This window comes from Chryseobacterium sp. JM1 (assembly GCF_000737715.1).
GTDB lineage: Bacteria > Bacteroidota > Bacteroidia > Flavobacteriales > Weeksellaceae > Chryseobacterium.
This window is the reverse complement of the sequence record NZ_JPRN01000003.1, coordinates 415,725-439,546: the sequence shown is the minus strand read 5'-3', so window position 1 is coordinate 439,546 and position 23,822 is coordinate 415,725. Positions and strand designations below refer to the sequence as shown.

The 23,822-nt window shown below is 37.6% G+C and carries 21 protein-coding genes; 10 read left to right on the top strand and 11 right to left on the bottom strand.

Annotated features, from left to right (window positions below):
- Positions 1-328: 328 nt before the first annotated feature.
- Positions 329-2,533, bottom strand: a complete 2,205-nt coding sequence (gene recQ / locus IW22_RS07025) for a DNA helicase RecQ (RefSeq protein ID WP_034725263.1) — start codon at positions 2,531-2,533, stop codon at positions 329-331.
- A gap of 158 nt (positions 2,534-2,691) precedes the next feature.
- On the opposite strand from recQ, the gene IW22_RS07020 reads away from it, so the two are divergent.
- The 8 genes from IW22_RS07020 to IW22_RS06985 all read left to right on the top strand — a co-directional run bounded on the left by IW22_RS07020 (position 2,692) and on the right by IW22_RS06985 (position 10,838).
- Positions 2,692-3,651, top strand: coding sequence for an SIS domain-containing protein (locus IW22_RS07020; RefSeq protein WP_034725262.1), 960 nt, complete (start codon positions 2,692-2,694; stop codon positions 3,649-3,651).
- A 223-nt stretch (positions 3,652-3,874) separates the two neighbouring features.
- Positions 3,875-4,699, top strand: a complete 825-nt coding sequence (tatC, locus tag IW22_RS07015; protein WP_034725261.1) for a twin-arginine translocase subunit TatC — start codon at positions 3,875-3,877, stop codon at positions 4,697-4,699.
- A gap of 146 nt (positions 4,700-4,845) precedes the next feature.
- Positions 4,846-5,232, top strand: coding sequence for a DoxX-like family protein (locus tag IW22_RS07010; RefSeq protein ID WP_034725260.1), 387 nt, complete (start codon positions 4,846-4,848; stop codon positions 5,230-5,232).
- Positions 5,225-5,989 (top strand): DUF2071 domain-containing protein, encoded by a 765-nt coding sequence (locus tag IW22_RS07005; protein WP_034725258.1) that lies wholly within the window; start codon positions 5,225-5,227, stop codon positions 5,987-5,989. Before IW22_RS07010 ends, IW22_RS07005 begins: the two co-directional genes overlap by 8 nt.
- A complete protein-coding gene (locus tag IW22_RS07000; protein ID WP_034725256.1) occupies positions 5,953-6,705 on the top strand; it encodes a class I SAM-dependent methyltransferase in 753 nt (250 codons plus the stop codon). The genes IW22_RS07005 and IW22_RS07000 overlap by 37 nt, the downstream gene beginning before the upstream one ends.
- 12 nt (positions 6,706-6,717) lie before the next feature.
- Positions 6,718-7,116, top strand: coding sequence for a hypothetical protein (locus IW22_RS06995; protein WP_034725255.1), 399 nt, complete (start codon positions 6,718-6,720; stop codon positions 7,114-7,116).
- Between the two features lie 77 nt (positions 7,117-7,193).
- Positions 7,194-8,825, top strand: a complete 1,632-nt coding sequence (locus IW22_RS06990) for a M1 family metallopeptidase (RefSeq protein ID WP_034725253.1) — start codon at positions 7,194-7,196, stop codon at positions 8,823-8,825.
- A 156-nt stretch (positions 8,826-8,981) separates the two neighbouring features.
- Positions 8,982-10,838 carry a PDZ domain-containing protein gene (locus IW22_RS06985; RefSeq protein ID WP_034725251.1) on the top strand — a complete coding sequence of 619 codons (1,857 nt, stop codon included), beginning with the start codon at positions 8,982-8,984 and terminating at the stop codon, positions 10,836-10,838.
- A 61-nt stretch (positions 10,839-10,899) separates the two neighbouring features.
- On the opposite strand, the gene blaIND is transcribed toward IW22_RS06985, so the two are convergent.
- From blaIND to pepE, 4 genes are all read right to left on the bottom strand, one after another.
- Positions 10,900-11,634 (bottom strand): IND family subclass B1 metallo-beta-lactamase, encoded by a 735-nt coding sequence (gene blaIND / locus IW22_RS06980; RefSeq protein ID WP_034725250.1) that lies wholly within the window; start codon positions 11,632-11,634, stop codon positions 10,900-10,902.
- Positions 11,635-12,025: 391 nt separating this feature from the next.
- Entirely contained in the window at positions 12,026-13,177 is a 1,152-nt protein-coding gene (locus IW22_RS06975; RefSeq protein ID WP_034725249.1) for a sensor histidine kinase, read from the bottom strand.
- Between the two features lie 6 nt (positions 13,178-13,183).
- Positions 13,184-14,554 (bottom strand): D-alanyl-D-alanine carboxypeptidase/D-alanyl-D-alanine-endopeptidase, encoded by a 1,371-nt coding sequence (gene dacB, locus IW22_RS06970; RefSeq protein WP_034725655.1) that lies wholly within the window; start codon positions 14,552-14,554, stop codon positions 13,184-13,186.
- Between the two features lie 162 nt (positions 14,555-14,716).
- The gene (gene pepE, locus IW22_RS06965; protein WP_034725654.1) at positions 14,717-15,409 is read right to left on the bottom strand and encodes a dipeptidase PepE; all 693 of its coding nucleotides are present in this window, start codon (positions 15,407-15,409) and stop codon (positions 14,717-14,719) included.
- Positions 15,410-15,607: 198 nt separating this feature from the next.
- Here pepE and IW22_RS06960 point away from each other — a divergent pair, with 198 nt between their 5' ends.
- On the top strand, positions 15,608-16,174 hold the full coding sequence (locus IW22_RS06960) for a tetratricopeptide repeat protein (protein WP_034725248.1): 567 nt from the start codon (positions 15,608-15,610) through the stop codon (positions 16,172-16,174).
- 355 nt (positions 16,175-16,529) lie between these two features.
- On the opposite strand, the gene IW22_RS06955 is transcribed toward IW22_RS06960, so the two are convergent.
- A complete protein-coding gene (locus IW22_RS06955; RefSeq protein WP_081873904.1) occupies positions 16,530-17,018 on the bottom strand; it encodes a YdeI/OmpD-associated family protein in 489 nt (162 codons plus the stop codon).
- Positions 17,019-17,206: 188 nt separating this feature from the next.
- On the opposite strand from IW22_RS06955, the gene fsa reads away from it, so the two are divergent.
- A complete protein-coding gene (gene fsa / locus IW22_RS06950; RefSeq protein ID WP_034725246.1) occupies positions 17,207-17,860 on the top strand; it encodes a fructose-6-phosphate aldolase in 654 nt (217 codons plus the stop codon).
- 420 nt (positions 17,861-18,280) lie between these two features.
- On the opposite strand, the gene IW22_RS06945 is transcribed toward fsa, so the two are convergent.
- From IW22_RS06945 to IW22_RS06925, 5 genes are all read right to left on the bottom strand, one after another.
- Entirely contained in the window at positions 18,281-19,141 is an 861-nt protein-coding gene (locus IW22_RS06945) for a GLPGLI family protein (protein WP_034725245.1), read from the bottom strand.
- A gap of 8 nt (positions 19,142-19,149) precedes the next feature.
- Entirely contained in the window at positions 19,150-19,725 is a 576-nt protein-coding gene (locus IW22_RS06940) for a sugar O-acetyltransferase (protein ID WP_034725243.1), read from the bottom strand.
- Positions 19,726-19,824: 99 nt separating this feature from the next.
- Positions 19,825-20,724 carry a GLPGLI family protein gene (locus tag IW22_RS06935; protein ID WP_034725241.1) on the bottom strand — a complete coding sequence of 300 codons (900 nt, stop codon included), beginning with the start codon at positions 20,722-20,724 and terminating at the stop codon, positions 19,825-19,827.
- A 169-nt stretch (positions 20,725-20,893) separates the two neighbouring features.
- Positions 20,894-21,784, bottom strand: a complete 891-nt coding sequence (locus IW22_RS06930) for a GLPGLI family protein (RefSeq protein ID WP_034725240.1) — start codon at positions 21,782-21,784, stop codon at positions 20,894-20,896.
- Positions 21,785-21,858: 74 nt separating this feature from the next.
- Positions 21,859-23,817, bottom strand: coding sequence for a M56 family metallopeptidase (locus IW22_RS06925; protein ID WP_034725239.1), 1,959 nt, complete (start codon positions 23,815-23,817; stop codon positions 21,859-21,861).
- Between the last annotated feature and the right edge of the window lie 5 nt (positions 23,818-23,822).

Below are 23,822 nucleotides of genomic sequence, written 5' to 3'. Positions count from 1 at the left end.
CTATTCTTATCTTCTTCATTGATCTTAATGGTGAAAAAATAAAAAATCTGTGTCATCCGCGAAATCTGCGGGAGGTAAAAAAATGAACCATTAAGGTTTTTTAAGGTTTTAAGAATATTTAGCTGAGCTTCGCTTTAAGGATCTAGCTTAAAAAAACTTTAGATTTTTCTTAACTATTCTTATATTCTTCATTGATCTTAATGGTGAAAAAAAATCACGCTGATTGTACAGATTGAACAGATTTTTCTAAACTTTTAACCTTGAATTTTGAATTTAATCAAAAAAAGCCCTTCCGTGGAAGAGCTCTGTTATTTTAAAAACCACTGTTTTAATTAGCTACATCACTGATGAATTTTATTCTCAGCATTCTTACCTCTTCATCCGAAAGTTCATCTCCAAATTCATCGAGAAGCACTTTCATGCTGTCGCTTTCAGATTCGGTCATGAATTCCATGAAGCCGTCTACAATGTCTTCATCAAAATTATCTTCAATATAATAATCGATATTCAGCTTTGTTCCCTGATAAACGATGCTTTCCATTTCTTTTAAAAGTTCGGTCATCGAAAGGTTTTTCGCCCTTGCAATATCTTCAAGATCTATCTTTTTATCGGTACTCTGAATGATGAAAACCTTGTGGCTGGATTTATTAGCCACCTGTTTAAGCACCATATCCTGGGTACGCTCGATATTATTAGCTTCAACGTAGGTTTTAATGAAGTCTGCGAATTCCTTACCATATTTTTTGGCTTTTCCTTCTCCTACTCCATAGATTTTTGCAATCTCATCCACCGAAACCGGATACTGAACCGTCATATCTTCCAGACTCGGGTCCATGAAAACCGTATAAGGCGGAATTCCATATTTCTTGGCTACTTTTTTTCTCAGGTCTTTTAACTGACCGAACAGATTCTGATCGAGTCCGCTGCTGGCTTGCAGCTGTACCTGCTCGCTCTCCGCTTTGGTCTGGGAAAGGTCAAATTCACGGTCTTCAGCTATTAGAAATGGTTCTTTAGGCTGATTATCCAGGAAATTTCTTGCTTTATCCGACATTTTCAAAACGCCATACGTTTCAATATCTTTCTGCAGATACCCCTGAACGGTAGCCTGTCTTAAAATGGTTTTCCAGTAATTATCTTTTTCCTCTTTTCCGAAACCGAAATGAGAAGTCTGTTCCAGTTTATAGGATTTGGTAACGGCATTTTCTTTTCCGACGATCACGGAGATCAGATCTTTCGACTTGAATTTTTCCTGGGTATCTCTGATCAGTTCCAGCACTTTTCTCAGATCTGCCGTAGCTTCTTTTAATTTTGGAGGATCGGAGGAATTGTCACACATGTCGGCGCCATCTCCTTTTACCGGATCAAAATTTTCCCCGAAATAATACAGAATATATTGTCTTCGGCTCATTGAAGTTTCGGCATAACCTACCACTTCATTTAAAAGCTGAAGCCCGATTTCTCTTTCGGAAACAGGTTTCTGGGCAAGGAATTTTTCAAGTTTCTCAATATCTTTAGGATCGTAAAATGCAAGACAATAGCCTTCGCCACCGTCTCTTCCTGCTCTTCCGGTTTCCTGGTAATAACTTTCAAGAGATTTTGGAAAATCGTAATGGATCACAAAACGCACATCCGGTTTGTCAATTCCCATCCCGAATGCAATGGTTGCCACGATCACATCTACTTCCTCCATCAGGAATTTATCCTGATTGGCAACTCTTACTTTCTGATCAAGACCGGCGTGATAAGGAAGCGCATTAATGCCATTGACCTGCAACAGCTGGGCAAATTCTTCCACCTTTCTTCGGCTCAGACAGTATATAATTCCTGATTTTCCTTTGTGATGATTGATAAATCTCACAATTTCCTTATCTACATTGACTTTTGGGCGTACCTCATAATATAGATTGGGACGGTTGAAGCTTTCTTTAAAAACCAGCGCATCCGTCATTCCCAAAGTTTTCTGGATGTCATCCTGAACTTTTGGTGTTGCGGTGGCTGTCAAAGCGATCACCGGAACATCGGCAATCCTGTCGATGATAGATTTCAGGTTCCGGTACTCAGGTCTGAAATCGTGTCCCCATTCAGAAATACAGTGTGCTTCATCAATGGCTACGAAAGAAATCTTCACTTCTCTCAGAAAATCCAGATAATCATCTTTAATCAATGATTCCGGAGCTACGTATAAAAGCTTGGTTTTACCGCCTTTGATATCATCAAAGACCTGTTTTGTCTGTGTTTTGTTTAATGATGAATTTAAAACGTGTGCCACCCCGTCATCAGATGAAAGACCGTTTACCGCATCTACCTGATTCTTCATTAACGCTATTAAAGGCGAAACTACGATTGCCGTGCCTTCTGAAATAAGTGCCGGAAGTTGGTAGCACAATGACTTACCTCCTCCTGTTGGCATTAAGACAAATATATCCTTCCCACTAAGTAGGTTTTCTATAATTTCTTCCTGCTGGCCTTTAAATGTAGAAAACCCGAAATACTTTTTCAATTCGCCTGATAAATTGGCTTTTTTTGCGCTCATCTAATTTTCTATTGCTAAATTTGCATCCAACCCAAAGTTATAAAAATTCTGCTTAAAATAAAAGCGAACGAATTTATAAAAAATAAAACTTATATTAAATATTCTTTTTTAAATATAACGTTTTTCATTGGATTTTTTGTATACCTTATACTTATAAAATGGAAAGAACCGACATTATTTCAATTGCGAAGAGCACTTTAGAGATAGAAATTTCAGAACTTGAAAAATTAAAGAACAGGATAGATGAAGATTTTGCCAAAGCAGTAGAGATTATTCATTCGGCAAAAGGGAAGTTAATCGTTGTGGGAATCGGGAAATCTGCCCATGTAGGCAATAAAATAGTAGCCACTTTAAATTCTACGGGAACACCGTCACAGTTTCTTCATGCTTCCGAAGCGATCCACGGAGATTTGGGGGTAATTCAGAAGCAGGATGTTGTTTTATGCATCTCCAACTCCGGAAATTCACCGGAAATAGCGAATCTTGTCCCATTTCTGAAAGATTATTCTTCCGCATTGATAGGGATGACCGGAAATAAGAAGAGCAAACTTGCAGAATTCTCTGAAATTGTCCTGGATACCCACGTAGATGTAGAAGCCTGCCCGAACAAGCTGGCTCCTACAAGTTCTACCACGATTCAGATGGCTCTGGGAGATGCGATGGCCGTTGCTTTAATGGAACTTAATGATTTCAGAGAGAATGATTTTGCTAAATTTCACCCGGGGGGAAGCTTAGGAAAGAATCTTGTTTCAAAGGTTGATCAGTTTTTATCTCCACAAAAACCTCAGGTAGAGGAAAATGCGCCGGTAAGAGACGTGATTATCTCGATCAGTGCATCCAGCCACGGAATTACAGTGGTCACTCATGATGAAAAGATCATCGGAGTGATTACAGACGGTGATTTAAGAAGAATGCTGATGAAGGGAGACGATATTGCTAAGGTTCAGGCCAGAGACATCATGTCTGCCCATCCTAAAACCATTGAAAGAGATACGCTGGCTAAAGACGCCATGAAAATTCTGAAAGAAAATAATATCGGCCAGTTGATCGTCACAGAAAACGGAAAATATTTCGGGATCATTGATCTGCATAAGCTGCTTGATGAAGGGATTAATTAATTCCAATTAAAGTCATCTTCATCTGTAAACAATAAATCAACAGACGGTATTCCTCAAAATACCGTCTGTTTCTTTTCTGAAAATCAAACATAAAGGTATTGTCCTTATAAACTTACACAAAATCATTCCCAATAATTCTGAATACTGATTATTATTTCATAATTTCGCAAACTTAAACAGCTTAACTCTGACGAGTTTACTATTATTAGATAGACTGTAGTATATGGACGAAAAAAAAGACATGTCCTTCCTGGGGCATATTGGAGAATTAAGAGGTCATCTTGTCCGCTCAATTATTGCTATTATAGTGGTAGCTTTTGCCGTAGGATTCAATATCAACTGGATCATGGACCACATCTTTTTTGGACCGACAAGAAATGATTTTCCAACTTTCAGGGTAGTCAACCACTTTTCAAGGATGCTTTTGGGGGAAGACAGTATTCACCTTCCGAAAGAGTTTCCCGTTCGTGTACAGAGACTTTACCAGCAGTTCAACGTCATGATGGCTGTTTCCGTTTTCGGAGGTATCGTAGGAGCTTTTCCTTATATTGTATGGGAACTGTGGAGATTTATCGGACCTGCTCTTCATCCGAAAGAGAGAAAAAACTCAATCTTTATTATCAATGCTGTATGGATTCTGTTTATGACCGGCGTTTTATGCGGTTATTTCCTAATCCTTCCGTTCGCTGTTAATTTTGGAGTTATTTTCAAGATCTCAGATATTATTATTCCGCTTTATGACTTAAGCGACTATACCACACTATTTTTACAGGTTATTCTAGGTATGGGGGTTATCTTCCTCTTCCCTATTCTGATCTATTTCCTGACGAGTATTGGTATTCTGACGCCTATGTTTATGAAGACTTACCGTCGTCACGCGATTGTACTGATCATGGTTGTTGCCGCAATTATTACACCGGCCGATGTTTTAAGTATGATCATGGCTGCTTTACCATTACTTATTCTTTATGAATTCAGTATTATCATGTGTGCTTACACCTACAAAAAGGTTCAGAAAAACGCTGCAAATCTACCAACTGTACAATAATACAGTTTAAATTAAAATATAAAACATTACTAAACAACTCTTTACACCAAAAGGGTTGTTTTTTTATATTTTATTTTCAATAATTACTGAAAGTTCAAAAATATTTCTATCTTTGAATAGAAATTAATAAGACCAATTCTTCACCCATGAAAAGCATCTATAACACCATCAATTACGGTATTGCCACAGTCTGGATCATCAATGGCCTTTTCTGTAAGGTATTGAACTTTGTTCCGCGTCATGAAGAAATTGTTGCCAGAATTTTAGGTGGTGATTATTCAAGACTGTTAACGATTCTGATCGGATGTTCAGAAATAGTGATGGCGGTATGGATATTAACAGGGATTAATTCCAGATTTAATGCACTTGCCCAAATCACCATTATTGGAGCGATGAACATGCTTGAATTTATATTGGCTCCGGATTTACTGCTTTGGGGTAGATTCAATTCACTGTTTGCCTTCCTCTTTATTCTGCTTATTTATTTTAATGAATTTCATCTGAATCCCAAAAAACTAAATCATCATGTTTGACTTTTTAAAAAATCATCCGTTCGCTGTTGAAGCTTTTTTCGAAAGTTCTCTTGTTCTGACCTTTGCCGTTCCTAAAGAACAACTGCAACATCTTATTCCGGAATGTCTGGAACTCGATACTTTTCAGGATCAATGGGCTTTTGTAGCAGCAGCCATGGTTCAGACAAAAGATTTACGTCCAAAAGGCTTTCCAAAATTCATGGGAAATGATTTCTTCCTGATCGGCTACCGGGTATTTGTAAGATATAGGAGCAATACCGGAAAAAAACTGCGCGGGCTGTATATTCTTAAATCTGAAACAGATAAAAAGAAAATGGAATTCATGGGTAATGTATTCACTCATTACAATTACTCCACAACAGACATTCAGCAGACGGAAACAGAAAATGTAAAAGAAATACAGTCTGTGAAGTCCGGGTTTAAAGTCAGCATCAGCAAAACAGAAGAAAATATATCGCTTCCTCCCCATTCTCCTTTTGCAGACTGGAAAGAAGCAAGAAGGTTTGCAGGACCACTGCCTTTTACTTTTACCTACAATGAAGAAACCCGGAAAGTTCTTATCATCGAAGGGGTAAGACAAAACTGGACTCCCTCACCGGTAGAAATTCTTGATTACCATTTCGGATTTTTAGACACGCTTAAACTGGAAAACCCTGTTTTAGCCAATGCTTTTATCATTAAAAACATTCCATACTACTGGAAAAAAGGAAAAATTGAATCATGGAAACAACAAGAAGACCATTTCAGGGTGTCTTAAATATTTTAAGCTTCAACCGCCATTTTTACATCATAGGAATAGGGATTTTAGCTTTAATCACGGTCAGCCACCAACTGTTTGGATGGTCAGATCTTCTATACTGGGTCATTATCGCTGCATTTCTTTACGGATTGATCATGCCCTTAATCGTATCAGCCTATGTCTATGACTTTTCGGGGTATTATGATTTTCAATGGCTGAAAGATTGTTCAATTGATGAATCTAAAGTAAAAAAGATTTTAAATATCAATGCAGGTTTTGATGAAACGAGCTATATTATTAAAGATAATTTTCCGCAGTCTGATTTAAAAGTATTTGATTTTTATGATGCGAAACGACATACAGAACCGGCTATAGTAAGAGCCCGAAAAGTGAGCATTGTATATCCTGACACCCAACAGATGCAGTCTAATTCAATGCCTTTGCCTGATCAGTCAGTTGATCTTATTTTCCTGCTTTCTGCGGTACACGAAATAAGGTCAAATGAAGAAAAAATCCAGTTCCTGAAAGAATGTCACCGCTTATGCAAACCCGAAGGAAAAATAATCATGGTAGAACACCTGCGAGATTTCCCTAATTTTCTGGCTTTTTCTGTAGGCTTCACCCACTTTTTTTCAAAAGCGGTATGGAAAAATGCTTTTAGCCATGCTGGTTTTGCATCTTTCAAAGAGGTAAAACTCACCCCTTTTATGTCAATTTTTATTTGTAACCCGTAATCATCTCATGCTATGGAACTGCATTTACAAATCATCGGAACCCTTTTCATTGCTTTGGCATTTGTACATCTTATTTTTCCTAAATATTTTAACTGGGAAAAGGAACTTCAGTCATTAAGCCTGATGAACCGGGAAATGATGAGAGTTCATACCATTTTCATTGCTTTAACCGTATTTCTTATGGGCTTACTTTGCCTAACCTCTCCGCATGAACTGACAGAAGCCGGTTTGGGTAAAAAAATCACCCTTGGGTTAGCGGTCTTCTGGACTACCCGATTGTTTATTCAATTTTTTGGATATTCCTCAGAATTATGGAAGGGAAAAGCTTTTGAAACCGTTATCCATATCATTTTCTCTTTATTCTGGATATATGTAAGCGCCTTGTTTTGGATCATCTATTTCAGCACGTAGAATAAAATTATTTGTGCTTACATTTAAATTATTGACATTAATTTTTCTATTTTTGGTAGAATTTAATTTGATTTTAAATGAAAAAGCTGACATATACACTTTTATTTGCTTCGGGGCTGGTCTTCGGACAGTTCTTTGAAAAGGATAAAGTTTTCACCAAACAAGATACTCTGAAAGGTTCTGATACGAAATTCAGAAATTTTTGGGATGTCAAAAAATATGATCTTTCCGTAGAACCTGATTTTGCCAAGAAAAGCATTAAAGGATATAATAAAATAAGCTTTGAGATCACCAAAGATATTGCAAACCCTGTTTTCCAGATCGACCTGCAACAGCCGATGAAAGCTGATAAAGTGGAAGGTAATTTTCCTATTGCCAACTATAAGCAGGATGGTGATTTTATTTTTGTTACCGCCAAAAAGAACTTCAAAAAAGGAGAAAAATTTACGCTTGACGTTACCTATTCCGGAAATCCTGTGATTGCAAAAAATGCACCGTGGGACGGAGGCTGGGTTTTCGCTAAGGATGAAAAAGGAAATCCGTGGATGAGTGTTGCCGATGAAGGAATTGGAGCATCTATCTGGCTTCCGACAAAAGATATCTGGAGCGATGAACCTGAAAACGGGATCATTATGAAAATCATTACGCCGAATGATCTTGTAGGCGTAGGAAACGGAAGACTGATCAGTAAAAAAGCAGAAGGCAATAAAACGGCTTATATCTGGGAGGTAAAAAATGCGATTAATGCCTACTCTATCATCCCGAATATTGGGAAATACGTCAATTTTAAAGATACATTTACCGGGGAAAAAGGAAAACTGGATCTGGATTACTGGGTATTGGATTACAACCTTGAAAAAGCAAAAAAACAGTTTCAGCAGGTAAAACCTATGATGTCTGCATTTGAATACTGGTTCGGACCTTATCCATTCTATGAAGATTCTTACAAACTGGTTGATTCACCTTATCTGGGCATGGAACATCAAAGTAACGTAGCTTATGGAAATGGCTATACCAATGGTTATCTGGGCAGAGACCTTTCGGGAACGGGCGTAGGCCTTAACTGGGATTACATTATCATCCACGAAAGCGGACATGAATGGTATGCCAATAATATCACGGCAAAAGATCAGGCGGATATGTGGATTCATGAGAGTTTCACCATGTATTCCGAGGTTCTTTTCACAGAAAAATACATGGATAAAAAATCGGCTGATCAATATGCCATAGGAATCCGTGGAAACATCCAGAATGATGTTCCTATCATCGGACAATACGGTGTGAGAAATGAAGGCAGCGGCGATATGTATCCAAAAGGAGCCAGCATGATCCACACCATCAGACAGGTGATCAACAATGATGAGAAATTCAGACAGATTCTGAGAGGAATGAATAAAGATTTTTATCATCAAACCGTTACCACCAAGCAGATTGAAGATTATATGTCTTCAAAATCAGGAATTGATCTATCAAGTATTTTCAATCAATATTTGAGAACCGTTAAAATCCCTACTCTTGAGTATTCGCAAAACGGAACCTCTTTAAAATTCCGATACACCAATGGGGTGAAGGATCTTAAACTTCCGGTGATCGTTAACGGAGATCAAACGATCAATCCAACAGAAAGCTGGCAGACTGTACAACTGAAAAAGTCTACCCCGATAGAATTCAACAAGAACTATTATATCAATTATAAGAACGTTCAGTAATCATAAAACTGTAAAAGGGCAAATTTGACAATAAGCGAATTTGTCCTTTTTATTTCACTCATCTTTCGCGTTTAAAAATTTTAAGAAAAGTTTAATATTACATTTCGTAACAAAACGATTAAAAAAACTACTATTTAACTATAATATTTAAACCTAATGAGAAAAACAGCAATCAGCCTGGGTTTATTCGCCGCATTTCTGGCCAATGCCCAATCCATAAAAACCACGATTGACCTTGTGAATGTCAAAGACGACAAGGTAGCCGTTACCATGGAATTCCCGAAAATGAAATCTGGAGACATCAAATTCCATTTTCCGAAAACCGTTCCCGGTACGTATTCTGTAGATGACTACGGAAGATTTGTGGAAGGCATCAAGTTTACGGACAACAAAGGAAGAGAAATTGCGTACACCAAAGTAAATGACAATACCTATTCATTAAAAAACGCTAAAGATTTAACCAAAGTAACTTATCTGGTGAATGACAGTTTTGATGATGAAATGGACAGTTCAAAACACAAAGCCGTATTTTCTCCGTCAGGAACTGATATTGAGGAAGGAAAAATCTTTATGATCAATACCCATGGTTTCATCGGATATATCGACAATATGCAGGATGTTCCGTATCAGCTTATCGTTCAGAAGCCGGCAGGTTTTTATGGAACAACAGCTTTGGTAGATCAGGACAAATCTGAAGCGACAGATACGTTTACGCTGGCTAATTATGCTAAAGTAACGGATTCTCCGCTGATGTACACCAAACCGGATTATATCACCTTCAATGCAGGAGGAATGGATCTGGTACTGGGCGTTTATTCTCCAACCGGAAAATACAAAGCCGCAGACTTTAAAGAGAATCTTGAAAAAATGGTACAGGCTCAGAAGAAATTCCTGGGTGACATGAATACCAATAAAAAATATGCGATCATGCTTTACCTTTCAGGAGGTGACGGACCAAAAATCAAAGGTTTCGGAGCATTGGAGCATCATGAATCCACCAGTGTGGTCCTTCCTGAAATGATGCCGAAAGAAGCGATTGACAAAACCATTACAGATGTTGTTTCCCATGAATTCTTCCACACAGTGAATCCTTTGAAAACGCATTCTGAAGAGATTCATTATTTCGATTATGCAGATCCGAAAATGTCTCAGCACCTTTGGATGTATGAAGGAGGAACAGAATATTTTGCGAATCTTTTCCAAATCCAGGAAGGTCTGATCAATAAAGACGAATTCCTTCAGAGAATGAATGAAAAGATCACCAATTCCAAGAGTTATGACGATACGATGCCGTTTACGGTGATGAGTAAAAATATCCTGCAGGACGCATACAAAGATCAGTACAGAAACGTATACGAAAAAGGGGCTTTACTGGCTATGTGTCTGGATATTGAACTGAGAAAACTATCTAATGGGGAAATGGGATACCGTGATATGATCAGAAAACTGTCTCAGAGATTCGGGGAAAACAAACCTTTCAAAGATGACAAACTGATCGACGAATTGGTAACCGTAACCGGATATCCTCAGGTAAAGGAGTTCTATAACAAATATATCGCAGGAAACCAGCCTACACCTTATGCAGAATATCTGAATATGGTAGGCGTAGAAGCGAAAAAGAAAGATACACCTCCATTGTTCTGGTTCATTAAAGACCCGAATCAGACAGGTTATAACGATAAGAACAACACGTTTATCTTTGATGAAAGCTCAGCACTATCACCTTTTGCGAAAAGCATAGGATTCAAGATTACAGATGAAATTCTTGCTCTGGATGGAAAAACAATCGATATTCAGAAAATGCAGGATTTCATCAATTACTCGAAATCAATTAAGGAAGGACAGAACGTTACCGTGACCATCCTTAGAAAAAATGGCGACAAGACTGATAAAATAGAACTTAAAGGAAAAGCTATTTTAGACAAAATGACGATTGAAAGCCTGCAGTATAAAGCCAATCCTACTCCGGCAGAACTGAAACTGCAAACTCAGTGGCTGACAGGAAAGAAATAATACACTGAAAAATTAATGGTCAATAAAAAAGCGGAGAAAATTTCTCCGCTTTTTGTATTTTTTATTTACCGCTTTGCTTTTCTAAGAGTTCCAGCGTATGCTTCACATGGTCGTTGCCTTTCCATTCATCATGGCCCGGAATTACTTTGGCACTGGCCGGGTATTTGGCTTTCAGTTTTTGCATCGTCGATGGCCATTGCTGTACATTGGCTTCTCCTGTATACCCAAGATCAACTGCAGAACTGCTTTTTACTAAGCAGCCACCATCCAGAACGTTATATTTTGGAAACCATACCACTACATTATCCGCGGTGTGCCCTTCTCCAAGGAAGTCTACCGTAAATTCTTCGCCTCCGATTTTATATTTCTTTCCGGTTTTTATGATCTTACTGGATGTCGCTTTACCTTCTTTCTTTAGTAATTCATTCGTTTTTTCAGTAGCATAGGTATCAATTCCTCTATTATTGTAAAAGCTCAGATCTCCGGCTCTGTCAGAATGGGAATGGGTTGCAAATACCGCAATCACCGGTAAATCGTGATGCTTTTTGATGGTATCCATAAGGCTTTGATACTGGGATTTCTGCCATGGAACATCAAATAACACCACCCCTTTCTTGGTAATCAGGTAAAGCGCATTGGTTGAATATTCTTTGCCGCCAAAAATGCCGAATGTTTTGTATAAATAAAGGTTCGGACTAAGAGGCGGCTCTATCTCAAAATCACGCACCTGCTGCGCGTTAAAAAAATTAATTAAGAATAAAAACAACATTGTAAAAACCTTAACACTTTTCTTCATAATTTTTTATTGTATTAAATTGATTTGTAATGTGATTCGAGATTCAAGATGCCAGATTTCGGACATCAGATTTCAGATATGTTTCGGAATATGAGTTCTGAGATTTGAACCAGTAACTATGTTACTTTTAAACCCTATAACGCTCCGACTCTCAAACGCAGAATTGAACGAATCGCGAAACTACTTATAATTTGGAAAAAATGATGATAATGAAAAGGGGTTTAACTTTTTTTTAATAGAAGACTGTGGGAGAAGATGATAATTACTCCGAGAAAATTTTAATATCTCATGAAATATTATTTTGTAAGCTAAAGAAACCTTATAGGTTTTGAAAACCTATAAGGTTTGATCCTGAGCTGGTTTCAACTTATCTGCAATGGAAGGTTATTTTTTAAGCTTTTTTTACCGTTATTCTAAACGTAGTCCCTTTTCCTACCTCAGTTTGCGAAATTTTAATATCTCCGTTATGGTATTCATGAATCACTCTTCTGGCCAGGGAAAGTCCTAATCCCCAACCTCTTTTCTTCGTTGAATAGCCCGGTTTAAAAGCATTTCTTGCCTGCTGCTTGGTCATTCCGCTTCCGGTATCTTTGACTTCGATCAGAATATTTTTATTTCTTTCGAAAACATACATATCCAGTATTCCTTCTCCTTTCATGGCATCCACAGCATTTTTAACGAGGTTTTCAATCACCCAGCTCATCAGGATTTTGTTGTGGGGAACCAGAATGGTGTAAGTGGGAAGATGAAGTGTAAAATTGATCTTCTTTGAAATCCTTGTCTTCAGATAATCATAGTTTTCGGAGATGGTTTCATTAAAATTCAGATCGTTGAGCTCAGGAATAGAACCGATTTTTGAAAAACGCTCGGAAATGGTCCTCAGTCTTTCAATATCTCTTTCTATTTCATGTACGCCTTCCGATTCCGGATTATCCAGCTTCATGATCTCCATCCAACCTATCATAGAGGATAATGGAGTTCCGATCTGGTGTGCCGTTTCTTTTGCCAGTCCGGCCCAGAGATAACCTTCATCCGTTTTCTTGATCGTTCTTAAAAACCAGAATGAAAACAGGAAATAACATAGAATAAAAAATCCTAATATATAAGGTGAATACCGTAAATTATTAAGTATCTGCGAGTTGTCATAATACACAAACTGATTATTCCCATCGGGTACTTTAATTTCAATGGGCGGATAACTTTTCGCCATTTTCTTGGCCAGAATGGTAACCTGCACCGGATCGCTTTCAATCTCCTGAGGAATATTTTTATGAACCATCGGCCGGTCATCCCTGTCCAGTACGACCATTGGAATGGTGGTATTGGAGCTGTATATTTTGAGGATCAGTTCCTGAACTTCAAGGCTGGGGGTTACTTCCTGCTGAAACTTCAGGGCACTTACCAGAATATCTACCCTTTTGATCTCTTCTTTTCTCAGAAAATTGATCAGAATCGTTGAGGCCACCACAATGGTCACCACCACAATGGTCATCAGTAAAAATATAATCCAGTTATTCAGTCTGGCCAGTATGGATTTCCTCAAAGCTTTTTATTTTAAGACATTCAGAATTTTCTGCAGTTCTGCGCCTCCGCTTCCCTGATAATTATTAATAATGATTGAAAATACATATTTTTTACCATCTTTCGCGGTGTGGTAGCCGGCAAAAGATTTGGTATCTCTCATCGTTCCGCTTTTCATCTTCATGCCGTTGTCCTGAACCGGAAAACCATCATAGTAAGCATCAAACCAGCCCTGCTTTTTAGCATACAATAGGGCCTGAACTTCAGCTTTGGCCGCTACATAATTTTGAGGAGAAAGTCCGCTTCCGTCTGCAAAATTGATCATATTGGGATTGATTCCTTTTGATTTCCAGAAGTCCTTCAGATAAGCTACCCCGCTTTTAAAGCTGGAATTTCCTTTCTTTTCTTTTCCTAAAGTTTTAATGAAAGTTTCTCCGTAAAGATTGACACTTTTTCTTAAAAACCAATAGACCATTTTATCCAAAGTGGGCGATTCGTAGGTAAGAATTATATTTTTGGGAATTGTCGGAATTTGTTTTCCTTCGAGTTCCAGCTGTGAACTTGTGACTGTTTTTCCTGAGATTTCGATCCCAGATTCTTTCAACCATTGAAGTGCTTCAGTTCCTAATTGCAGCGGTGGATTGGGCAAAGCACCGGAAACAGTCACTGTTTTTCCAGCCGGCAGCGTTCCATTGATCAAAGCAACGTCAGAATAAGGTGCCGTAAAAATGAGACTTTGATCCGAGTTTCCACCTGCTTTGAGGTCATTCAGCCATTTTATATTATCTATCGGATAAGAGAATCCTTTGAATTCCGTCCCGTTAATATTGATGTCAAACTGATTTTCTCTCCAGTTGATTCCCCAAACTCCCGCTCCGTAATAGTTCCCGAGATCGTCCCAAGGCCATCCTCCCGGAATCGTCTGATGGTCAAAATAAGAATCATCAATCACCAGATTTCCCGTGATCTTTTTTATCCCGGAATTTTTAAGTGCTTCAATCAATCTCTTTTTAAAACTTTCCGGTTTATAGGCATCATACCGCCAGCTTCCAAGGGTTGGATCACCGTTTGAACCAATGATAAGATCTCCGTTCAAAGTTCCTGATGAAAGATTTCCTGAATAACCGGCCGTTGTTTTATAGGTGTAATTTTTTCCCAATGTTTCCAGAGCAGCGCCAGCCGTAAAAATTTTCTGGGTGGAAGCCGTTGAAAGCCCTTTATTCCCCTGATATTCGTAAATCAAAGTCCCGCTTTCATCTGTTACATAAAAAGATAAACCGGATGATAATGCGCCCGAAGAATCCATCAGGTCTTTGGTAGCTTTATCCAGTTTCTGCGCCATATTCTGGGCAGATAATATCTGAACCGACAGTATAAGAACTGCAAGTGTTTTTTTCATTGCAAGGTTTTTATGGATCTCAATTGTATACATATGCTTCGACTCCGCTCAGCATGACAGCATTAGCAAATTCAGTATTTGAATCTTCTTCAAGACGTACTGAAAGCCTACTTATTCAATTCCAGATCAAATATAATAAAAATAAGAGCTGTTTTTTACAGCTTATACTATACTTCCCGCTTCTATTTCGTAAGGTTCTTTCCCTTTTTCAAAGATTCTGGTCAGTTCGCTGCCTTCCACGGTGATCGTGTTTCCAATTCTTCTGATCCAGTTTCCTTCACGAAGACCAACAACCTTCAGATCATTTTGAGTTAAAAATTCTCTGATTCTTGTTTCTCTTGTTTCGCCATTGTGCTTCAGTTCAGGATTTGGGTCCAGATAATGCGGATTGAGATTGAACGGAACAAGTCCCATGCATTCAAAACTTGGCGGATAAACAATAGGCATATCATTCGTGGTCTTCATATTCTGACCTCCGATATTACTTCCGGCACTGCATCCCAGATAAGCCTTTCCGTTTTCTACATTCTCTTTTAGAACAGACATCAGACCTTCTTCATGCAAAGTTTTCACCAGTAAGAATGTATTTCCTCCTCCTGTAAAATAGCCCTGAGCATTATGTAAAGCTTCTGTTTTATTGTCAAATTCGTGAAGACCTTTTACTTTAATATGGATGGTTTCAAAGAAAGAACGGGCTTTTGCCGTGTAATCATCGTGAGAAATTCCACCGGGTCTTGCAAAAGGAACGAAGATGATCTCATCTATTCCTTTATATAGCTGTATTAATTCTTCTCTTAAGTATTCCAGATATTCGCCACCGAAAATAGTGGAAGTTGAGGCTAATATGATATTCATTGAAGTAAGAAAATTATAGTGATTATTAAAAAATGTTTGAGTCGCAAAGATAAACTCAAACATCAACGAATCAAAAATTAAGCTAAAAAAAAACATTTATCCGTTAATATTTTCCAAAAAAACTTAAAGCTTCTAAAATTTGAGCTTTTGTGGAATTATTATTGAATTTTAGAATGTAGAATTTAAAAATGTAAGATTATGAAAATGACTAAAATCAATATCAAAAACCTATTTTTAGGATTGATCCTTGCAGGAGGTGCAAGTTTTGTAAATGCACAGACTACTCAAACAGATACAGCAACTACGACAACTGCCACAGCTGCTACAACAACGACTACACAATCAAATCCAGCTATTGAAGCCCTTAAAAAGCAAATTGAGGCCAATCCAAAAGATACAGATGCCTTAGCAAAATTAGCAACAGCTTATCAGGATGCTTCTGATTGGACCAATGCAGTAGATACATGGAAAAAGATATCAGCTTTATTACCGGATTGGGCTCCATCATATTACAGTCAGGCCTATGCTTATCAGTCTGCTAAAGACGATGCCAATGCAAAACTGGCTTATGAAAAATATATTGCCACTGTAAAACCGGCAGAAGTAGATCAGAATAAGAAAAATCTAGCCTACGCGTATTTCTATATTGCCTTTGCAGAACAGAAAAATGATCCTGCCAAAGCAAAAGAGCATATTGCTAAATCTATTCAATATGATCCAACCAATCAGGATGCGTTAAAACTTAGTAAAGTTTTAAACTCATAATAAAAACAAAGTCCAAAATATATGGGTTGCCCCTAAAGAGTCTAACTTTTTAGGGGTATTTTTATTTAAAACCCTTAAAGGCAGGAATGATAAAAACGTCTGCTTAATTGAATCAATGAAATTGATTGCCCGCACAAACTCTAGTGGACTTTACATTTTCATAGATTGGTCAGTCAATATTTTTAAACGCAAAGTTTTAAAATCATGCTTTATACTTCAGGAAGGCAAAGGAAAGAATCAATTTCATTGATTCGATGAAGCGTATGGAGAGGCTTGAATACATTTCATATTGTTTTAACCTCTTTATGTAATCTGTAGTTTTCTTCTAAGTAAGTTTTGAGACCGATGATTTAATTTAATCAATTCTTTTACCAAAGAAATCCGTCTCGCCGTGAAGATGCCGCATAATCTTTTCAATATTTCTTTCGATGCTGGCTTCTGTTTTCAGATTGTTGATATAGCGGATCAGCTCGTTTCTTCTTGACTGAATCAGGTTTTCAAAATTATGGGAGGCTACCGGACTTGCTTTAATCGCTTCATCCAGTCTGGGATGAATGGAAATACTTCTGTCCGAATTATCAAATTCTAAAACAATTTCAAGTGTCTCTCCTATTCTTTTGGGGGAGTTTTTCAGCATCAGCAAGTTGACATACAGCCTCCATTCCCCTAAATATTTCATCAGGTTCTGTTGAAATTCCTTTCCATTGACTGTTCCCTTCACAGGAATCGGACTTTTATCCTTCCCCGCCGCTTTGAAAATTTCATTCAAAATCTCATCAGGAACGAAAACAAAAGGATTGATACCGATAATTTCCAGTATGGCTGTAAAGCTGCTGTTTTTCATGTTTAACAAAGATAATATTTATAGTTAATGGAATATGGCTTCTAGCTTCTGGCTTCTAGCTTCTAGCTTCTAGCTTCTAGCTTCTAGCTTCTAGCTTCTAGCTTCTAGCTTCTAGCTTCTAGCAAAATTAAAATTTTCCACTCACGCAGGGATTCATTATCTTTGCATTAATAAATCTATCAAACGAAATGAAATTTTTTATTGACACAGCTAATCTGGAACAGATCAAAGAAGCAAGAGACCTTGGAATTTTAGATGGTGTAACCACTAATCCTTCATTGATGGCCAAAGAAGGAATTCAGGGAAATGAAGCGATCAAGAACCATTATAAGGCGATCTGCGAGATTGTAGACGGAGATATTTCTGCTGAAGTACTTTCTACGACGTACGAAGAAATGATCAAGGAAGGTGAAGAACTGGCAGCGATCCACCCGAATATCGTGGTAAAAATCCCAATGATCAAAGACGGGATCAAGGCATTAAAATATTTCTCTGATAAAGGGATCAGAACGAACTGTACGCTTATTTTCTCTGCAGGACAGGCACTTTTAGCAGCTAAAGCAGGAGCTACCTACGTTTCTCCTTTCTTAGGAAGACTGGATGATATCTCTACAGACGGACTGGGTCTTATTCAGGAGATCAGATTAATTTTTGATAACTATATGTATGAAACTGAGATCCTTGCAGCATCTATCCGTCATTCTATGCACATCATCGACTGTGCTAAAATCGGGGCAGATGTCATCACTTCTCCACTTCCTCCGATCTTGAGCTTATTAAAGCATCCATTAACGGACAGCGGACTGGCTCAGTTTATCGCAGATTCTCAGAAACTGGCTTAATTATTGAAAAGCTATTCAGATATAAAGGGGCTGTCTCAAAATTGAGACGGTCTTTTTTTATTAGTTTTCAACGCAAAGTCCGATTTTGATTCTTTACTTTTCTTTAAATTCAGTATCACCTAAATTAAAAAATTTAACGCAAAGATTTCATGCTATATCTCCTGATTTTAAGGTAAGCAAAGAGGTGCGACTGTGCCACTGAATAAGCGGACGTTTTATACACACGCTTCATCGAATCAATTGAAATTGATTCTCTACTTTGCATTCCTGAAATATAAAGTATGATCTTCAAACTTTGCGTTTAATAAAATTACTCCATTTGCCGGAAACCAGTCTTAAATAATAAACGACAAAAATAATCCCCGGAACTTTTAGATTCGGGGATTATTCCTGGGAAGTTTTTTAGACAACTTCATTCTTTTATTTCAACAGATCCAGTTCCAGAATATTATTTTCTTTTTTAATTTGATTAATCAATTGCATTTCTCTCTCCTTTCTCTTCGCATTAGAAGTTTTTACCAGTTTTCCTGAATCATCAATTTCCAAAACATCACGGCTTTGTGCCTGCATCAGCTTTTCACTTTTCATCGGATCTTTACAATAATCTTTAAAAGCTTGTTTATATTTTGTTTCATTCAATTTAATAAGGTTAAAACCATTCTCTCCGGAATTCTTCCATTCATATCCTTCCGGAAGTTTTTTAATTCCCTTTAGTTCGAATGAATGCGTCTGGCTGGAATCCTCTAACTTTACAATGAGTCCGGGAAGCCCATAAAATTTATAGGGTCCGTCTTGAATGAGCAAGTCTGTGGTAAACCATGCAGTCCATTTTCTGCCTGCAAATTCGCAAACAGCTTTTTGAGCTGCCAATTCTCCGATCTTTGCTTTGTCAGGAAGAATTTTCCATTTTTGTTTTCTTCTCTCCTCTACCATATACCTATCAATACCCAGAGAATTGAAAAAAATTACCGAATAATCAGTATATGACTTTTCAACACTATAACGAATTTTGCCTTTGAATTTAATTTTTGAAAAATCCGTCTCTATTCCACGCTTAACATGCATATCCATAGCAGCAGCCCAAATAGAATCTGATTTAAAGACATCGCTGCTGTAAAAATTAGATCCCTTCGGAATAACATCCAGAAACATTATTTCAGTCTCTTGGACATCTCTTGCTGTAGAATCAATGCTGAACTTATACTCATAAATGAATCTCTGACTCTGAGCACAGACTGAAAGGGTTAATAGGAGAATGAATAAGGTAATTACTTTTTTCATGATAATGATTAAGATGATTTTAAATTTTCTTCAACATTTTTAATTATCCTGCAAGGATTTCCGACAGCAACAGCATAATCAGGAATATCTTTGGTGACCACACTTCCCGCTCCTATCACCGCATTATTTCCAATTGAAACTCCAGGCAAAACCACTACATTTCCTCCCAGCCATACATTATCTCCCACTTTGATGGGATGGGCATATTCTAGGCCTTCATTTCTCTGTTTTGCATCAAGCGGATGTCCGGCAGTGTAGAAACTGCAGTTGGGTCCGATGAAAACATTATCTCCGAACGTCACCTTTGCACAATCTAAAATAATCAGATTATGATTGGCATAAAAGTTCTCACCCACTTCAATATTATACCCGTAATCACACCAAAAATTAGGCTCGATACAGATGTGTTCTTTGGTTTTCCCGAGGATCTTTTTGATTAATTTATTCCGGTTTTCGGCATCAGAGTTCTTCAGCTGGTTATATTCCAGGCATAGATCTTTAACAGCAATTCTTTCATTGATGAGCTCCTGATCATAATTAGCATTATATAAAAGTCCCGCCTCACATTTTTCCTTTTCTGTCATAATATTAGGATTCAAAGTTTAGGGTTCGAAGATACGATAATACCAAAAAAACAGAATAGTCATAAATAACCATCCTGCTCCATACTAAAAATAGGTATACTATCTTATCAGATCAGGTTCGATCGGATTATTGTTTTTCTGAAATCCGGCCTTAATTCTCCCTTCTACTTCTTTTAATACCTTATTGGGGTCTGAGATCTCTTTCCCGTCTGAAGTTCTAAAAATAAGATAGGGCGTCCTGGCATTTGGATCACCTCCGTTCTTCATCATCATTTCTCTCATATTTTTGTTAGGGTCATTCACGTAAGTTTTCCATACTTTTTTATACTGATCTTTTGTAATCTCCACGGCTTTTCCGCCCATTGCCACATTGTCAGGAAGCCGGTTTTCTTTTTCTTCTGAAGGATTCTTTATCACCTTATTTCCAACAAGAGTCATGATGTGCGAGCCTGTTGCATCCTCTATCTTTACGATCAGCCCCGGAAGGCCATAGAATTTATACGGGCCGTCCTGAAAAGGAATATCCGCTGAAAACCAGGCGATCCATTCTCTTCCGCCATAAGTGGTTAATGCTTTTTGTGTATTGTATTCCCCGATCTTCCTGGTATCCGGAAAAATCTTCCACTCTGGTTTTTTATCTTCCTTTACTTTATATCTATCATTGTTAATACGTGTGAAAAGATAAGTTTTAAAATCCGGATAATCTTTAGTCACAGTGTAATCCTGGCCTGGTGTATTCCTGTTTGCCCTGATACTTCCGGTAACGGAATTAATCTGTTTCTCAATAGCTGTCTTTGAAGTAGAATCCGTAATCAATTTCTCTTGACTGTAGTAATAAACCGAGCTATTTTTCTGAATGTCCAGAATCATCATTTCCTTCTTCACTTCTTCTTTATTGTTAAAATCCGGACTGTATGTGTATTGATAATAGAATCTGTTGACCTGCGCCTGGGCCAATAGGCTCAGTAATGCCAGTACAATAAAATATTTTTTTTTCATAATTTATATTTTTCCCGTCTGTTTCAATATAAAAAGATTTTGCAATCAATCAGTGACAAGGCTTAAAGGTACTCTTATCCGCCGACATTATTTTTTTCAATGCATAATTAAAAAAAACAGGATGATTTTCTAAATCATCCTGTTTTTTTATCACGTAGAAAGCGGTTGCTTATTTATACAGTTCCGGCTCTATTTTATTGTTATTTTTGGCTACTTCTTCTTTTGCTCTTTTTTCGATATTCCTGTACATTTCATTCATATCAATACTTTTTCCATCCGCATTTTTCATGTTGACAACGGCGCCTGCGGGAAGTGTACTCATGGTCTGTTTCATATCTTTGGTAGGATCTGTAAGATAGTCTTTCCAGGCTTTTTTAAACTGCTTTTTGGTGACTTCAATTTCTTTTCCTCCCATTCCAATCATGGTCAATCCCGGTATCTGAAGATCTTCATCTGAAGCGGCTTCCGTTTTCTTATTTCCAATTAAAGTTATAATATGGGATCCTGTTTTATCTTCAATTTTTACAATAAGTCCCGGCAATCCATAAAATTTATACGGTCCATCCTGAAAAGGAATATCTGTAGTAAACCAAGCCGTCCAGGTCCTTCCTCCATAGTTGGTTGTGGCTTTTTGCGTATTGTAATCTCCGATCTTTTCCTTATCGGGAAGGATTTTCCATTCCGGTTTCTGATCTTCCGCTACTTTATAGGTGGTATTTCCTACTTTTTCAGAAAAAGACATGCTGTAGTCCGGATACTTTTTGGTAACGCTTGTAAAAATAGTTCCCGGTTTTATATTTTTCTTGATATTAATACTTCCTCCAAATCCACCTTTCATCTGCTTGGCAATATCAGCTTTTGTGATAGAGTCCGAAATAAACTTTTCACGGCTGTAATACTTTGATCCGCTTTTATCAATATCCAAAAGCATAATATCACTTTTCACTTCTGCTCTGTTCGTAGAATCTGCAATGTATTTGTAATCATAAAAGAACCTGTTGACCTGTGCGTGTGCGAATACACTTAAAAATGCCAATAGAACGAAATAATTTCTTTTCATAACTGATGTCTTTTGCTTTGTTTTTAAAAAATTAAAGCTTTGCCAATGAGTTATTGACAAAGCTTAAGGGTACTTTATTTCTTTGTCTGAATTCTGATTTCTCCGCTTTTGTTTCCATCCGTGCTTTGTTTGTTCACCATCACGCTTGAAATTTTTTCCGGTTTCAGGGCCTGAGCTTCTTCTTTGGAAACTTCTTTTCCGTCTATATAAACTTTTAAGTTATCCCAGCTATTAACATTAAATTTTTTAACCCCATTCATGGTAATGTTTCCGTTGCTGTCTCTCTTCAGATAATCAGCCTGCATGACGATGGTTCTCGCTTTTTCACTGAGTTTATCGAAGTTAGCTCCGTTGTAAACATAAACGTTTGCGTCTCCGTTTTCGGCAAGTCTTTTAGTCACTTCCAGTCTGATCTTTTCACCCATCTGTCTGGCTTTTTCGCCATCAATTCTTAAAGCTTCCCCGTGAATCCTTGCAATTTCACCGTTCTGTCTGGCTTTCTCACCAGCTCTTCTTGCAACTTCTCCCTGCAGCCTTGCTTCTTCACCCTTTTGTCTTGCTTTTTCACCCAATTCCATGGCTTCAATTCTGGCTTTTTCAGCTTTTTTCCTTGCTGCTTTTCCTGCTTTCATAGCTTTTCGGGCTTCTTTTTCTGTAACCGGGCCCCAGTTCTGATAACCTGCTGTATCATTAAATCTGAATAGTCTCATGCGGGAATTTGGAGGGGATGGAGGTGATGGAGGACCTTCAGGAAACTCGATCCTGAGATTGGATAAATCCGGAATTTCCACGCCCATATTCTCTAGCTCTTTCGTTTTGTTTTTCCATTCATCTGATTTGAAAAAATCATTCACTCTTTTCGCTTCTGCTGCAGAAGTGGTCATAGCCATTTTAAAATCATCAGAGCTTGTAATAGCTCCCAATTCTCCGGAAAGTTCACCAATCTCATCAATTTTCTTTTGAAATTCTTTGCTTTCGGGTTTTAAATTTTTCAGAGCCTTACTTTTTTCTTCAATCTTCTTTCCAAGCTCTGACAGTTTTTTTTCATTGGCAGACTGGATGGAGTATTTAGGCTTTATGTCTTCTTTTCTTTCGATTTTCTCAGGTCTTACCGTATCTTTTTTGATCTGGGCAACGGCATCCTCAATCGCTATGTTTGTTTCCTTAATTTCCTGGTTCTTGGCATTTACCATATAGGCAAAGGCTACTGAAAATAAAACCGGTAATGCAAAAATTCTACGCGCATATCCGAATTTGGTTTTTGGTTTTTGTAACATTTTGAGTCGTTTTTTTAGATTTGAACTTAGAAACGGACTGGCTGCAGGCAACTGTGTTCCGGAAAAGTGGCTTGCTAAAAGCATCTGCGCAAATGCTTTCGTGTCCGATTGTTTGACGGCTTTTTTGTCCGCCAGGTATTCGTGGATCAGGCTGATCTCTTTTTTAATGATATGAAAAAACGGATTGAACCAGAAAACAGACGTGATGATCTCAATAAATATCTTATCGAAGGAGTGTTTCTGTTCAATGTGTACCATTTCATGTTTTAAAATCTGTTCTCCCACATCAGAATTGAGTGTGATGGTGTTTTTCCAGAATAGATTTTTGAAGTATGAAAACGGAGCTTCATTCAGGTCTGTACGGTAAAAATTGATCCCGTCAAAACTTTCTTTTTGAAACTGTTTCTTAAGTTGTTGGATCTTTAAAATCCCAAAAATCAACTTCCCTAAACAATAGAGAGAAACCAGTCCCAAAGCTGAAAAAATAATTCTAAAATAAATGTGACCATTGTCTATGTTTTTTTCTGAATTAAAATTCTGTATCTTATCAAGAAGCATATATAAATCACTATTCACTTCTATCGTAAAATCATCTACCCTGATGAGGGGCAGCAGCAGCGATATCACCATGGCACCCAACAGATAAAATCTGTTATAATGATGGAATGTCTTGTCTTTTAAAGACAACTGATAGTATAAAAACATTACACCGGAGCTTAGAATTACTTTTCCAAAGTATAGAAGTACAGTTTCCATAGTCT

Bases quoted from the DNA above. Each gene is read 5' to 3' on its own strand.
- IW22_RS07005 (WP_034725258.1), top strand. From the start codon at position 5,225: ATGTTTGACTTTTTAAAAAATCATCCGTTCGCTGTTGAAGCTTTTTTC.
- IW22_RS07000 (WP_034725256.1), top strand. From the start codon at position 5,953: ATGGAAACAACAAGAAGACCATTTCAGGGTGTCTTAAATATTTTAAGC.
- IW22_RS07010 (WP_034725260.1), top strand. From the start codon at position 4,846: ATGAAAAGCATCTATAACACCATCAATTACGGTATTGCCACAGTCTGG.
- IW22_RS06930 (WP_034725240.1), bottom strand. From the start codon at position 21,784: ATGAAAAGAAATTATTTCGTTCTATTGGCATTTTTAAGTGTATTCGCA.
- IW22_RS06960 (WP_034725248.1), top strand. From the start codon at position 15,608: ATGAAAATGACTAAAATCAATATCAAAAACCTATTTTTAGGATTGATC.
- IW22_RS06940 (WP_034725243.1), bottom strand. From the start codon at position 19,725: ATGACAGAAAAGGAAAAATGTGAGGCGGGACTTTTATATAATGCTAAT.
- dacB (WP_034725655.1), bottom strand. From the start codon at position 14,554: ATGAAAAAAACACTTGCAGTTCTTATACTGTCGGTTCAGATATTATCT.
- IW22_RS06985 (WP_034725251.1), top strand. From the start codon at position 8,982: ATGAGAAAAACAGCAATCAGCCTGGGTTTATTCGCCGCATTTCTGGCC.
- tatC (WP_034725261.1), top strand. From the start codon at position 3,875: ATGGACGAAAAAAAAGACATGTCCTTCCTGGGGCATATTGGAGAATTA.
- blaIND (WP_034725250.1), bottom strand. From the start codon at position 11,634: ATGAAGAAAAGTGTTAAGGTTTTTACAATGTTGTTTTTATTCTTAATT.
- pepE (WP_034725654.1), bottom strand. From the start codon at position 15,409: ATGAATATCATATTAGCCTCAACTTCCACTATTTTCGGTGGCGAATAT.
- IW22_RS06935 (WP_034725241.1), bottom strand. From the start codon at position 20,724: ATGAAAAAAAAATATTTTATTGTACTGGCATTACTGAGCCTATTGGCC.
- fsa (WP_034725246.1), top strand. From the start codon at position 17,207: ATGAAATTTTTTATTGACACAGCTAATCTGGAACAGATCAAAGAAGCA.
- IW22_RS06995 (WP_034725255.1), top strand. From the start codon at position 6,718: ATGGAACTGCATTTACAAATCATCGGAACCCTTTTCATTGCTTTGGCA.
- recQ (WP_034725263.1), bottom strand. From the start codon at position 2,533: ATGAGCGCAAAAAAAGCCAATTTATCAGGCGAATTGAAAAAGTATTTC.
- IW22_RS06945 (WP_034725245.1), bottom strand. From the start codon at position 19,141: ATGAAAAAAGTAATTACCTTATTCATTCTCCTATTAACCCTTTCAGTC.
- IW22_RS06925 (WP_034725239.1), bottom strand. From the start codon at position 23,817: ATGGAAACTGTACTTCTATACTTTGGAAAAGTAATTCTAAGCTCCGGT.
- IW22_RS06955 (WP_081873904.1), bottom strand. From the start codon at position 17,018: ATGAAAAACAGCAGCTTTACAGCCATACTGGAAATTATCGGTATCAAT.
- IW22_RS07020 (WP_034725262.1), top strand. From the start codon at position 2,692: ATGGAAAGAACCGACATTATTTCAATTGCGAAGAGCACTTTAGAGATA.
- IW22_RS06990 (WP_034725253.1), top strand. From the start codon at position 7,194: ATGAAAAAGCTGACATATACACTTTTATTTGCTTCGGGGCTGGTCTTC.